The sequence below is a fragment of the Achromobacter sp. SIMBA_011 genome (genome assembly GCF_046535435.1).
In the GTDB taxonomy this organism is placed as follows: Bacteria; Pseudomonadota; Gammaproteobacteria; order Burkholderiales; family Burkholderiaceae_B; genus Achromobacter; species Achromobacter dolens.
Map to the genome: position 1 here is coordinate 283536 of NZ_JAWRWN010000003.1, position 13012 is coordinate 296547.

13 protein-coding genes are annotated in these 13012 nt (G+C 67.2%); 4 read left to right on the forward strand and 9 right to left on the reverse strand.

Features of this window, described 5'->3' with window-relative positions; translation table 11 throughout:
- The 5 genes from mmsB to SB816_RS14415 all read right to left on the reverse strand — a co-directional run bounded on the left by mmsB (position 1) and on the right by SB816_RS14415 (position 4279).
- Positions 1–891: a 3-hydroxyisobutyrate dehydrogenase gene (gene mmsB, locus SB816_RS14395; RefSeq protein ID WP_372416292.1), complete on the reverse strand. Its 891-nt coding sequence runs from the start codon at positions 889–891 to the stop codon at positions 1–3.
- 80 nt (positions 892–971) lie between these two features.
- Positions 972–2147 (reverse strand): enoyl-CoA hydratase/isomerase family protein, encoded by a 1176-nt coding sequence (locus SB816_RS14400; protein WP_064524479.1) that lies wholly within the window; start codon positions 2145–2147, stop codon positions 972–974.
- Entirely contained in the window at positions 2144–3298 is a 1155-nt protein-coding gene (locus SB816_RS14405; RefSeq protein ID WP_410547207.1) for an acyl-CoA dehydrogenase family protein, read from the reverse strand. The genes SB816_RS14400 and SB816_RS14405 overlap by 4 nt, the downstream gene beginning before the upstream one ends.
- Before the next feature lie 209 nt (positions 3299–3507).
- Positions 3508–3855, reverse strand: a complete 348-nt coding sequence (locus SB816_RS14410; protein WP_410547208.1) for an RnfH family protein — start codon at positions 3853–3855, stop codon at positions 3508–3510.
- Positions 3845–4279, reverse strand: coding sequence for a type II toxin-antitoxin system RatA family toxin (locus tag SB816_RS14415; RefSeq protein WP_006385176.1), 435 nt, complete (start codon positions 4277–4279; stop codon positions 3845–3847). The genes SB816_RS14410 and SB816_RS14415 overlap by 11 nt, the downstream gene beginning before the upstream one ends.
- Positions 4280–4383: 104 nt before the next feature.
- On the opposite strand from SB816_RS14415, the gene smpB reads away from it, so the two are divergent.
- Entirely contained in the window at positions 4384–4851 is a 468-nt protein-coding gene (smpB, locus tag SB816_RS14420; protein ID WP_006385177.1) for an SsrA-binding protein SmpB, read from the forward strand.
- A 1-nt stretch (position 4852) separates the two neighbouring features.
- Here smpB and SB816_RS14425 read toward each other — a convergent pair whose 3' ends face one another.
- The 3 genes from SB816_RS14425 to SB816_RS14435 form a co-directional block, all read right to left on the reverse strand.
- On the reverse strand, positions 4853–6043 hold the full coding sequence (locus SB816_RS14425; protein WP_064524476.1) for a GGDEF domain-containing protein: 1191 nt from the start codon (positions 6041–6043) through the stop codon (positions 4853–4855).
- A gap of 26 nt (positions 6044–6069) precedes the next feature.
- Entirely contained in the window at positions 6070–6996 is a 927-nt protein-coding gene (locus tag SB816_RS14430; protein ID WP_006385179.1) for an SPFH domain-containing protein, read from the reverse strand.
- A 150-nt stretch (positions 6997–7146) separates the two neighbouring features.
- On the reverse strand, positions 7147–7587 hold the full coding sequence (locus tag SB816_RS14435; RefSeq protein WP_006394517.1) for an NfeD family protein: 441 nt from the start codon (positions 7585–7587) through the stop codon (positions 7147–7149).
- A 156-nt stretch (positions 7588–7743) separates the two neighbouring features.
- On the opposite strand from SB816_RS14435, the gene SB816_RS14440 reads away from it, so the two are divergent.
- Together SB816_RS14440 and SB816_RS14445 are read left to right on the forward strand one after the other, a co-directional pair.
- Positions 7744–8481: a glutamine amidotransferase gene (locus SB816_RS14440; RefSeq protein ID WP_410547209.1), complete on the forward strand. Its 738-nt coding sequence runs from the start codon at positions 7744–7746 to the stop codon at positions 8479–8481.
- A gap of 111 nt (positions 8482–8592) precedes the next feature.
- Entirely contained in the window at positions 8593–9435 is an 843-nt protein-coding gene (locus SB816_RS14445; RefSeq protein ID WP_410547210.1) for a bifunctional transcriptional activator/DNA repair enzyme AdaA, read from the forward strand.
- A 187-nt stretch (positions 9436–9622) separates the two neighbouring features.
- Here the strand turns inward: SB816_RS14445 and ppsA are convergent, their stop codons facing one another.
- Positions 9623–11986: a phosphoenolpyruvate synthase gene (gene ppsA / locus SB816_RS14450; protein WP_054502801.1), complete on the reverse strand. Its 2364-nt coding sequence runs from the start codon at positions 11984–11986 to the stop codon at positions 9623–9625.
- 192 nt (positions 11987–12178) lie between these two features.
- On the opposite strand from ppsA, the gene SB816_RS14455 reads away from it, so the two are divergent.
- Positions 12179–13006, forward strand: coding sequence for a pyruvate, water dikinase regulatory protein (locus SB816_RS14455; protein WP_054502802.1), 828 nt, complete (start codon positions 12179–12181; stop codon positions 13004–13006).
- Positions 13007–13012 lie beyond the last annotated feature (6 nt).

Genomic DNA, 13012 nt, shown 5'->3' on the forward strand with positions numbered 1-13012 from the left:
TCAGTCCTGGTCGCGCTTGACCAGGTTGACGATGCTGGAGAAGTCCAGCCGGCCCGAGCCGCCCGCGCTGTGCAGCGAATACAGGTTGCGCGCCAGTTCCCCCAGCGGGATCGAGGCGCGCGCCGACAGCGCCGCCTCGGCCGCCAGGCCCAGGTCCTTGAGCATCAGGTCGACGCCGAAGCCGCCGGCATAGCCCTTGGAGGCCGGGGCGTGTTCCATCACGCCGGGCCACGGGTTGTACAGCTCGGTGGCCCAGTTGCGGCCAGAGCTCTTGGCGATGATGTCCGACAGCACCTTGGGATCGAGGCCGTTGGCCACGCCCAGCGCCAGCGCCTCGGAGGTGCCGGCCATGAGGATGCCGAGCAGCATGTTGTTGCAGATCTTGGCGACCTGGCCGGCGCCCGCGGGCCCGGCGTGGAAGATGTTCTTGCCCATCTTCTCCAGCACCGGACGGGCGCGCTCCAGCGCGGCGGGCTGGCCGCCGACGATGAAGGTCAGCGTGCCCGCGGCCGCGCCGCCGGTGCCGCCCGAGACCGGCGCGTCGATCATGGCGATGCCGCGCACCTCGGCGGCCTGCGCCACCTTGCGGGCCGAGTCCGGCGCGATGGTGCTGCACTCGATCACAAGCGCGCTGGACGCAATCTTGCCCAGCAGGTCCTGGTCCAGGTACAGGCCTTCGACGTGTTTGCTGGCCGGCAGCATCGAGATCACCACCTCGACCCCCTTGACCGCCTCGGCGGCCGAGGCCGCAGCCTTGGCGCCCGCATCGGTCAGCACCTTGACCGCCGCCGGCACCAGGTCGAACACCGTCAGGCTGTGGCCGGCCTTGACCAGATTCAATGCCATGGGCGCGCCCATGTTGCCCAAACCGATAAACGCGATACTGCTCATGATGTCCTGTCTCCTGTTGCTATTGCTGTAGGTATGAAATCAGTGTTGCGACGCGATGCCGGCCCGCTCCGCGGCGGACGTCAGCGGCCTTCCTTGCCCAGGTCGTCCAGCGGATGCGGCTGGCCCTCGGGCCAGGGCTCGTCGAAGAACTTCTGCACCCAGGCCTCGGTGGCCATGTCCAGCACCGCGGGGTTCCAGCGCGGCGTCTTGTCCTTGTCGATCAGCAGCGCGCGGATGCCCTCGGCGAAATCGCCATGCGCGGTGCAATGGAGCGCGGCGATGTACTCCGCGCGGAACACATCGTCCAGCGACCGCAGCCGCATGCGCTGCTGCAGCGCGAACGACAGCCGCAGTGAGCCGGGCGACCCGGCCAGCATGGTGGCGGCGGCGCGCGCCAGCCACGGGTCGGCATGGTCCTTCAGTCCGGCCAGTTCCTCGTAGATCTCGTCCAGGCGGTTGCCGCTGCACAGGCTGTTGATCATGAACGAGTGCTGGCGCAGGTGACCGCCCTCCAGCGGCGTCTGCGGTTCGAGCGCCGTCAGCGCCCGGCGCAACAGGCCGTCGTTGATCGAGCGCGGCGGGATCGCATCCTCCGCGCCGCCTGCGGCCTGGCCGGCCCAGGGCTGTTCCTCCAGCGAAGCCAGCAGCTTGGGCCAGTCTTCGTGGTTCAGGCGGAAGTCCGCCAGGCCGGCGAAAAACGCGTCGGCGGTATTGATCTGCGCGCCGGTCAGCGCCAGGAACACCCCGATGCGGCCCGGCATGCGGTTCAGCAGCCAGCTACCGCCGACATCGGGAAACAGGCCGATGGAGATTTCCGGCATCGCCAGGCGCGAGGTCTCGCTGACCACGCGGTGGCTGGCGCCCATCATCAGGCCGATGCCGCCGCCCATGACGATGCCGTGGCCCCAGCACAGCACCGGCTTGGGGTAGCTGTGGATGCGGTAGTCCAGGCGGTATTCATGCTCGAAAAAACGGCGCGCGTAGGCATTGCCCCACGCGCCCTTGCCGGCGTTCTCGGTCATGCTGCGGTACAGGCCATGCAGGTCGCCGCCGGCGCAGAAGGCCTTCTCGCCCGCGCCCTGAAGCACCACCAGCGCCACCGCCGGATCGCGCGCCCAGGCGTCCAGGCGCTCTGCCAGCAGGTCGACCATCTCCAGCGACAGCCCGTTCAGGGTCTGCGGCGAATTCAGCGTCGCGATCCCGAAGCGCATTCCATTGGCGGCGGCCCTTTCTTCGAACAGCACCGGTGCATTCATCTTATGTCGGCTCCTTTTTCCAACAATTGGCGGGCGATGATCACGCGCATGATCTCGTTTGTCCCCTCCAGAATCTGATGTACGCGAGTATCGCGCACCAGACGCTCCAAGGGATAGTCCCGCAGGTAGCCATAGCCGCCGTGGATCTGCTGGGCGTCCAGGCAGATCTGGAAGCCCATGTCGGTGGCAAAGCGCTTGGCCATCGCGCAGTAGGTGGCCGCGTCGGGCGCGCCGGCGTCCAGCTTGCAGGCCGCCAGCCGCACCATCTGGCGCGCCGCCACCAGGTGGGTGGCCATGTCCGCCAGCTTGAATTGCAGCGCCTGGAATTCCGCCAGGCGGCGGTTGAACTGGCGCCGCTCGTCCATGTAGCGGCGGGCCGCGTCCAGCGCGCCCTGGGCCGCGCCCACCGAGCAGGTGCCGATATTGATGCGGCCGCCGTCCAGGCCCTTCATGGCGATCTTGAAGCCCTCGCCCTCCTCGCCCAGCAGGTTGCCGGCGGGCACACGCACGTTCTCGAACACAATCGGACGGGTGGACTGGCTGTTCCAGCCCATCTTCTCTTCCTTGCGGCCGTAGCTGATGCCCTCGCTGTCGGCGGGCACGGCAAAGGCGCTGATGCCGCCCGCGCCCTCGCCGTCGCTGCGCGCCATCACCACCAGCAGGTCGGTATCGCCGCCGCCCGAAATGAAGGCCTTGGCGCCATTGAGCAGGTAGTGGTCGCCCTGGCGCTGCGCCCGGGTCGACAGCGACGCGGCGTCGGAGCCGGCGCCCGGTTCGGTCAGGCAGTACGAGGCCAGCTTCTGGCCGCTGGCCAGCAGCGGCCCCCAGGCCTCGCGCAGGGCCGGCTGGCCCCACTTGCCGACCATCCAGGTGGCCATGTTGTGGATCGTCAGGAACGCGGTGGTCGACGGATCGACGGCGGCCATTTCCTCGAACACCAGGGTGGCGTCCAGGCGCGGCAGCCCCAGGCCGCCGATGTCCTCGCTGGCATAGATGGCGCAGAAGCCCATCTCGCCGGCGCGCGCGAACGCCTCCTTGGGGAAGATGCCCTCGGCATCCCACTGCGCCGCATGGGGCGCCAGTTCGCCCTCGGCATAGTCGCGCGCGGCCTGCGCGAACGCGCGCTGCTCGTCGGTCAGTTCCAAGTCCACAGCCTGTCTCCTGATGTCATCGGTATTGTCTGTTGGCGTTGCTGCCGTCTCGTGAACGTCAGCCGGATCATTTTGACATGACGTTGACGTAAACGTAAGGGTGCGGCGCCGTCAATGTTACGCCGGAAGGGCCGGCGTGATTTGTCCTGATGATGACAATGTGGCGGCAGCCCGCCGGGCTCCGGCGGCGCGCGCCCCGGGGCCGACTGCTACAGCAATCCGGCCGGACGCACGCGGCCGTTGCGAGCGGTCCTGGCGCGCCGGTGCTCGGCGCGGCGGCGGCGCGATTCCTTGGGATCGAAGCTCAGCCCGCGGTAGATCTCCACCCGGTCGCCGTCCGCCAGCGGCGTGGCGGCCTCGACCGCGCGGCCGAACACGCCCACGCCCCGCTCCCAGGGCTGGACCACCGGGAAGGCCAGGGCGAAGCCGCTGGCGCGCAGGGCGTCCGCCACGGTCGCGCCGGCCGGCAGCCGCACCTCGCGCAGCCAGACCTGGGCCGACAGGGCATAGCAGACCGACACGGCGATCTGCCCGTCGGCAGACGGCTCATTCCCCATACTTGGCCTGCGCGCGCTTGGTGAAGGAATCGATGAAGCTGGTGGCGATGCGGTTGAACACCGGCCCCACCACCATCTCCAGCGCCCGGTTGGAAAAGGCGTATTCCATGGTGAACAGCACCTTGCAGGCATCCTCGGCCAACGGCTGGAACTCCCAGTGCCCCACCAGGCTGGAAAAAGGGCCATCGACCAGTTCCAGGTCGATGCGGTCGGGGTAGACGTGCCGGTTGCGCGTGGTGAAGCGCTGCTTCATACCCGCGAAACTGATCAGGATGGACGCCTGCATGCCGTGCTCGTCGCGCGTCTGCACCTCGGCGCCGCCACACCACGGCATGAACTCGGGGTACTTTTCCACGTCGGCGACCAGGTCGAACATCTGGGCGGCGCTGTAGGGCACCAGGACGGATCGCTGTACTTTGTGCATCGACTATCGCAAATGGCTAGAATGATAGGATTTTACCGGCACTGCGCCGCCGGGGCGCAAACGAGCACAAACGAAGAACAAACGGGCATATTGGGCCCCACAAGATGAGCATTATCGATAACCGCAAGGCCACGCACGACTATTTCATCGAAGACCGCTACGAAGCCGGCCTGGTTCTCCAGGGCTGGGAAGTCAAGGCGATCCGCGATGGCCGCGTGCAGCTCAAGGAAAGCTACGTCATCGTGCGCGATGGCGAACTGTTCCTTCTGGGCATGCACGTCAGCCCCCTGCCCACCGCGTCCACGCACATCCACCCGGACGCCATGCGCACCCGCAAGCTGCTGCTCAAGGCCGAGGAAATCAGCAAGCTGATCGGCAAGGTCGAGCAGCGCGGCTACACGCTGGTGCCGCTCAACCTGCACTACAAGAACGGCCGCATCAAGCTCGACTTCGCGCTGGGCCGCGGCAAGAAGCTCTTTGACAAGCGCGACACCGCACGCGAGAAGGACTGGCAGCGCGAGAAGGAGCGCATCATGAAGCACGACACGCGGGCGTCGCGCAAAGACAGTTGAATCACGCGGCCGCCGGCAGCGGCACGCGCTCGGCCGGCTGCATGCCCGGCCCCAGCACCCGGTTGCGGCCGCCCTGCTTGGCCGCGTACAGCATGCGGTCGGCGCGCTCAAAAAAGGCCTGCAGGTTCTCGCCCGGCACCCACTCCGCCACCCCGGCGCTGAACGTATAGGCAATCACGCTGCCGCCATGGGCGCAGGGCGTGCGCTGCACCGAGTCGAGCAAGCGCTGCGCCACGTCCATCACGGCGTCGCTGCGCAAATCGGCGAACAGCACGCTGAATTCCTCGCCCCCCACCCGGCCGACATGATCGCCGGTTCGCAACGTGGCCGTGGCCAGCAGGCCGAAATGGCGCAGCACCGCGTCGCCGGCGGCATGGCCGTGCGTATCGTTGATCCGCTTGAAGTGGTCGATATCCAGCAGCATCAGGGACAATGGCCGCCGCGTGCGCAGCGCCTGGGCGCAAAAGCGCTCCGCCTGCAGCCACCATGCCTTGCGCGACATCAACCCTGTCAGGAAATCGGTGCTGGCCTCATGCTCGCGATCGGCCAGCATGCGGTCGTGGATGATCATGATGGTGCCCAGCGTCAGGCAGGGCATCGCCAGCACGCCCAGCGTCATGAACACAATGTTCCAGTTGGTTGGCTGCAGCAGGAAATCGGCCCGGGCCACGCCGGACGCGAACAGCACCGACCGCAGCGCGCAGGTCAGGCCGGATATCATCGCCACCGACCAGACGAAGTAATAGCTGTAGCGCGAACGGTTGGCGGGCAGTCCCCGCCACACCGCCGCCGCCACCGCGAACATGAAGCCCATCTGCAGCGTCGACATGGCCACGATGCGGGGCGCCACCTGGTTGTCCAGGTAGGTATATCCCGCCAGCACCAACCAGGCCGCGCCGCAGGCCAGCCCCATCAGGTGGCGCGGCACCCGCTGCCCCAGCAGGCGCCGGATCCCGGTGTAGTAGGCGCACAGCGCCAGGCCGATCAGCACATTGGGCAGCACGATCGACAGCCAGCGCGGCGCCTCGGTGGCCTGCAGCCCGAACAGAAAAAACGCCAACAGCGTGAGCAGGTTGGCGCGTATGGTTTCGCGGATCCCGGCCATGCCGCTGCGCGCCAGGGACCCCAGGACACACAGCGATAGCACTCCCGTCAGTACTGCGATCGACAGCAAATGGACGGGAGCGATCATGGGCGAAGCGCCTCGCGGCGCGCGGTTCAGCTATTGCGGGTGGACTTGACGATGGTCATGGCCGAGGCAATCATGCCGCCCACGTCCGACAGGTTGGCCGGCAGGATCAGCGTGTTGCCTTCCTTGGCCACGTTGCCGAAGGCCTCGACGTAGCGCTCGGCCACCTTCAGGTTGACCGCTTCCATGCCGCCGGGCTGGCGCACGGCGTCGGCCACCTGCGTGATGGCCTTGGCGGTGGCTTCGGCGATCGCCAGCACCGCCGCGGCCTCGCCCTGCGCCTGGTTGATCTGGGCCTGCTTCTCGCCTTCCGAACGGGCGATGGCCGCTTCGCGTTCGCCCGTGGCGATGTTGATCTGTTCCTGGCGGCGGCCTTCCGAGGCCGCGATCAGCGCGCGCTTCTCGCGCTCGGCAGTGATCTGCGCCTGCATCGAGCGCAGGATCTCGTTGGGCGGGGTCAGGTCCTTGATCTCATAGCGCAGCACCTTCACGCCCCAGTTCAGCGCCGCCTCGTCCAGCGACGACACGATGGTGCTGTTGATGGCGTCGCGTTCCTCGAAGGTGCGGTCCAGTTCCATCTTGCCGATCACCGAGCGCAGCGTGGTCTGCGCCAGTTGCGTGATGGCCGAGATGTAATTGGACGAACCGTACGACGCGCGCATCGGGTCGGTCACCTGGAAGTAAAGCACGCCGTCCACCTGCAGTTGGGTGTTGTCGCGCGTGATGCAGACCTGGCTCGGCACGTCCAGCGGGATTTCCTTGAGCGAATGCTTGTACGACACGCGCTCGATGAACGGGATCACGAAGCCGGCGCCCGGCGACAGTACGCGGTCGAACTTGCCCAGACGCTCGACCACCCAGGCGTGCTGCTGGGGGACGATGGCGATCGCCTTGATGACGATCAGGATCGCCAGTGCGACGATAACGAGCAGGACGATAGTGGAAGTGTCCATCATGGTGTAGTGCCTCTTCTGGGGTGAATGCGGTGACGCGCCTGCCCGCGATAGCCAGGGCGCCTGCTGCGGCCGGCCCGTCTGCGCGGGTCCGGGTCCTGCCTTGGAACGGGCCGGCGCGCAAAAGCACGGAGCCTTCCACGCCGCCACGCCCTAGCGCGTGGCGCCGGTCGCGTCCCCCTTCGGAGTCAGGACCAGGCGCGTGCCGCGCATTTCGGTGATGATGTGTTCGCCGCCGTGGGCCGGCTGTCCCTCGGCCAGTTCCGCCTGCCAGTGCGCGCCGCGGTACCAGACGCGCGCGGTGCCGTCCTGGCTCCAGGCTTCCACCTTGACGGTCTGGCCGATGTCCAGGTTGACGTCGGCGTTGCGCGAGGCGTCGACCTCGCGCTTTTTCAGGACGCGCGTCTTGCGCAGCACCAGCAGGCCCAGCAGCAGCACGACGCCACACGCCACCAGTTGCCATTCCAGGCCCGCCAGCAGCCAGGCGGCGACGCCGCCCGCGGCCAATCCCAGCGCCACCAATAGCAGGTAGAAGGTTCCTGTCGCCAGTTCGCCGATGAGCGCCAGCGCGGCCAGCCCTAACCAAATCCACATAGTTACGTTTGCCTGAAAGGATGAGTCGGTCAGCGGATTGTACGTATTTCCATGACGCCGCGGTGACGCCCCCGCCCACCTCGGACAATCGCCTGGATTATGATGTGCGCTGGCTGCCGTCCCCGGCCGCTGGCATTTACCACGCATACACCCCCAATGACCGCTGCAATCTCCCCCGCCCGTCCCGTCCTCATCCTGCACACGGGCGACCCGGACGATACGCTCAAGAGCCAGTTCGGCGGCTATGCCGAACAGTTGGCGCGGGCCTCCGGCCTGGCGCCCGACGCCCTCGAAGTGGTCGCCGTCCACGCCGGCGAACGGCCGCGCGCGCCGGACCAGTACCGCGCCGCCCTGATCACCGGGTCGCCGGCCATGGTCACCGACCTGGAACCCTGGAGCGAAGACACCGCCGCCTGGCTGCGCGAAGCCGCCGCGGTCGGCCTGCCGATGTTCGGCATCTGCTACGGCCACCAGCTCCTGGCGCACGCCCTGGGCGGCAAGGTGGGCTACAACCCCGCCGGCCGCGAAGTCGGCACCCAGACGGTCGAACTGCTGCCCGCCGCCGCTGGCGACAAACTGCTGGCCGGCCTGCCGCCCACCTTCCCGGCCCAGATGCTGCATGCGCAGACCGTGCTGCAGTTGCCGCCCGGCGCCGCCGTGCTGGCGCGTTCCGACCTGGACCCGCACCAGATGATCCGCATCGGCCGCAACGTCTTCTCGACCCAGTTCCACCCCGAATTCGGCCCCGATTTCGTGCGCGCCCATCTCGAACGCTTCGGCCGCCGCTACGCCGCCGAAAACCTCGATGTGCCCGGCCTGTCCGCCAACGTGCGCGCCACCCCGGTGTCGGGCGAACTGGTGCGCCGCTTCCTGGACGCCTACGCGCCCGCCTGAGGCCCCGGCCAGGGGAGCAGGCCGCCCCCGGCAACAACCGGAGTGCGGCGCGGGCAGGCCTTTGAGAACATGGTCGAAAGCGCGCAAACCGGCGCGCCCCCGGAGCCCGACATGACCCACGCCGCCCCCTTGAGCAAACAGCACGCCGCCGCCGTCGAACGCGCCTGCCGGGCGCTGGAGGCCGAGCAGCCGCCGGACCTGAACACGCTGGCCGAACAGGCCGGCATGAGCCGCTTCCATTTCCACCGCATCTTCAAGGCGGCCACCGGCATCACGCCCAAGGCCTACGCCAACGCGCTGCGCGCCGACCGCGCCCGCCAGCAACTGCGCCAGAGCGCCAGCGTCACCGACGCCATGTACGGCGCCGGCTTCAACTCCAGCGGCCGCTTCTACGAGGCGGCGCCTGCCATCCTCGGCATGACGCCCACCGCCTTCCGCAAGGACGGCGAAGGCGTCGAAATCCGCTTCGCCGTGGGCCAGTGCGCGCTGGGCGCCCTGCTGGTGGCGGCCAGCGACACCGGCATCTGCGAAATCGCGCTGCACGAAGACCCCGAACAACTGGTGCGCAACCTGCAGGACCGCTTCAAGGCCGCCCGGCTGATCGGCGCCGACCGCGAATTCGAGCAATGGATAGCGGCGGTGGTCGGTTTCGTCGAGAACCCCGCGGTGGGCCTGCACCTGCCGCTGGACGTGCGCGGCACCGCGTTCCAGCGCCGCGTCTGGGAAGCGCTGCGCGAGATCCCCGTCGGCACCACCGCCACCTACACCGACATCGCCGAACGCATCGGCTCGCCGCGCTCGGTGCGCGCGGTGGCGCGCGCCTGCGCCACCAACAACATCGCGCTGGCGATTCCCTGCCACCGCGTGGTGCGCACCGACGGCTCGCTGGCCGGCTACCGCTGGGGCATCGAACGCAAGCGCGAACTGATCGAGCGCGAGGCCAAGGCGGCCTGAGTCCAGGGCGCGCCCCCACGCGGCGCGGTCGGCCGCGGCGCCCTCCTCTTCCAACGCCGCGCGCGCCAGGCGCAAGCCTCGCACGCGCCGCCGTACCCGAAGCGACGTTTTCACCTTGGGACGGCCGGATGGCAAAAAAAAACCCGCGCCATCCCTGGCGCGGGCCTTTTTGCATGCGGACCGGCGATTACTTCGCCAGGCGCTGCCAGGTGTCGACCACCGTGTCCGGGTTCAGCGACATCGACAGGATGCCTTCGTCCTTGAGCCACTGCGCGAAGTCCGGGTGATCGCTGGGGCCCTGGCCGCAGATGCCGACGTACTTGTTGGCGGCCAGGCAAGCCTTGATCGCGCGGCGCAGCATGAACTTGACGGCGTCGTCGCGTTCGTCGAAATCGGCCGCCAGCAGTTCCATGCCGGAGTCGCGGTCCAGGCCCAGGGTCAACTGGGTCATGTCGTTCGAACCGATCGAGAAGCCGTCGAAGTACTGCAGGAACTCGTCGGCCAGGATGGCGTTGGACGGCACTTCGCACATCATGATCAGCTTCAGGCCGTTCTCGCCGCGCGCCAGGCCGTGCTTGGCGAGCAGGTTGACCACCTTTTCCGCCTGGCCCAGGGTGCGCACGAACGGCACCATGATCTCGACGTTGGTGAGGCCCATGTCATCGCGCACCTTCTTGAGCGCTTCGCATTCCATGCGGAAGCACTCGGCGAAGTCGTCGGCGATGTAGCGCGAGGCGCCGCGGAAGCCCAGCATCGGGTTCTCTTCCTCGGGCTCGTAGCGCGAACCGCCGACCAGCTTGCGGTACTCGTTGGACTTGAAGTCCGACATGCGCACGATCACGGGCTTCGGGTAGAAGGCCGCCGCGATGGTGGCCACGCCTTCGGCCATCTTCTCGACGAAGAAGGCGCGCGGGCTGGCATGGCCGCGGGCGGCCGATTCCACGGCCTTCTTCAGCTCGCCGTCGACGTTCGGGTAGTCCAGCACCGCCTTCGGGTGAATGCCGATGTTGTTGTTGATGATGAATTCCAGGCGCGCCAGGCCGACGCCGCCGTTGGGGATCTGGGCGAAGTCGAACGCCAACTGGGGGTTGCCCACGTTCATCATGATCTTGAGATCGATGGCCGGCATCTCGCCGCGGCGCACTTCCTCGACTTCGGTCTCGATCAGGCCGTCATAGATGCGGCCTTCGTCGCCCTCGGCGCACGACACGGTCACGGCCTGGCCTTCCTTCAGCACGTCGGTAGCGTTGCCGCAACCCACCACGGCCGGAATGCCGAGTTCGCGCGCGATGATGGCCGCGTGGCAGGTACGGCCGCCACGGTTGGTCACGATCGCCGAGGCGCGCTTCATGACGGGTTCCCAGTTGGGGTCGGTCATGTCGGTGACCAGCACGTCGCCGGGCTGCACCTTGTCCATGTCGGAGATGTCGCCGACCACGCGCACCGGGCCCGAGCCGATCTTCTGGCCAATGGCGCGGCCGGTGATCAGGACCTGGCCGGTGGCCTTCAGGCGGTAGCGCTGCTGCACGTCGTTGGCGCCCTGCTGCGACTTCACCGTTTCCGGACGCGCCTGCAGGATGTAGATCTTGCCGTCGACGCCGTCGCGGCCCCACTCGATGTCCATCGGGCGGCCATAGTGCTTCTCGATGATGACGGCGTAGCGGGCCAGCTCGATGACCTCGTCGTCGGTCAGCGAGTAGCGGTTGCGCTCGGACACCGGCACGTCGACCGTGCGCACGGCGCGGCCTTCCGGACGCTCGGGGTCGAACTCCATCTTGATCAGCTTGGAACCGATGCGGCGGCCGACGATGGGGAAATGGCCCTGGGCCAGCGTGGGCTTGAAGACGTAGAACTCGTCGGGGTTGACGGCGCCCTGCACCACGGTTTCGCCCAGGCCGTACGACGAGGTGATGAACACCACGTCCTGGAAGCCCGATTCGGTGTCGATGGTGAACATCACGCCGGCGCTGCCCTTGTCCGAACGCACCATGCGCTGGATGCCGGCCGACAGGGCCACATCGGCGTGGGCATAGCCCTTGTGCACGCGGTAGGAGATGGCGCGGTCGTTGTAGAGCGAGGCGAACACGTGGCGGATCTTGTCCAGCACGTCGTCGATGCCGACCACGTTCAGGAAGGTTTCCTGCTGGCCGGCGAACGAGGCGTCGGGCAGGTCTTCGGCGGTGGCGGACGAGCGCACGGCGAACGAGCCCTTGCCATCGGCGTCGAGCTTGGCGAAGGCCTCGCGGATCTGCGCTTCGAATTCGGCCGAGAACGGCGCTTCGACGATCCATTGACGGATCTGCGCGCCGGCGTTGGCCAGCTCGCGCACGTCTTCGGGGTTCAGCGTGGTCAGGCGTTCGGCGATGCGCTTGTCCAGGCCCGAGGCCTTGAGAAAGTCGCGGAAGGCGTCAGCGGTCGTGGCAAAGCCGCCCGGCACGCGGACACCCGCGCCAGACAACTGGCTGATCATTTCGCCTAATGATGCGTTCTTGCCTCCTACCGAGTCCACGTCCGTCATGCGGAGCTGCTCGAACAAAACAACGTACGACATTGAAGTCACCTTTTACAATGGAATGAAAGCGAGTTTGGTCAATGCAGATTCGACGCCGGCTTACCGCCCGGATTTCGCCGATCCGCCTGCGCTGACCAAACTGGCCTTGGACCGCCCTTGGGGTGACTTATAGGGGCCTGATTGTACTCGGAGGAGCACATCCGGCCATCCGCCTGGTTGGAATTTTTACATATGACATCTACCCCGATCGTACGCACGGTATACATCGTTTCCGACAGTACCGGTATCACCGCGGAAACCTTCAGCCAGTCGGTGCTTTCCCAGTTCGAACAAGTCGATTTCAAGCCGGTGCGGCTGCCGTTTGTCGACACGCTGGAAAAAGCCGCCGAAGTGGCCATGCGCATCGACCGCAGCGCCCAGGAAGCCGGGGTGCCGCCGATCGTCTTCAGCACCCTGGTCAATCCCGACATCCTCGCCCGTGTTCGCCAGGCGAACGGCATTTTCCTCGACCTGTTCGGCACCTTCGTCAGCCACATCGAGCAGGCGCTGGGGCTCAAATCCAGCCATTCCATCGGCCGCTCGCACATGCAGGCCAATTCGGAAAAGTACCGCAACCGGATCGACGCCATCAACTTCAGCCTGGCGCACGACGACGGCCAGTTCGTCAACCAGCTCGACCAGGCCGACGTCATCCTGGTGGGCGTGTCGCGCTGCGGCAAGACTCCGACCAGCCTGTACCTGGCCATGCAGTACGCCATCAAGGCCGCCAACTTCCCCCTGACGCCGGACGATTTCGAGCGCGGCACCCTGCCCTCGACCATCGCGCCGCACCGCGCCAAGCTGTTCGGCCTGTCGATCCAGCCCGAGCGCTTGGCCGAGGTGCGCAACGAACGCCGTCCCAACAGCCGCTACGCGCAACTGGAGCAGTGCCGCTATGAAGTGGCCGAGGCCGAGCGCATGATGCGCCGCGAGGGTATCTCCTGGCTGTCCACCACCACCAAGTCGATCGAGGAGATCTCGACCACGGTGCTGCAGGAAGTCGGCCTGGATCGCGGCTGAAAATGA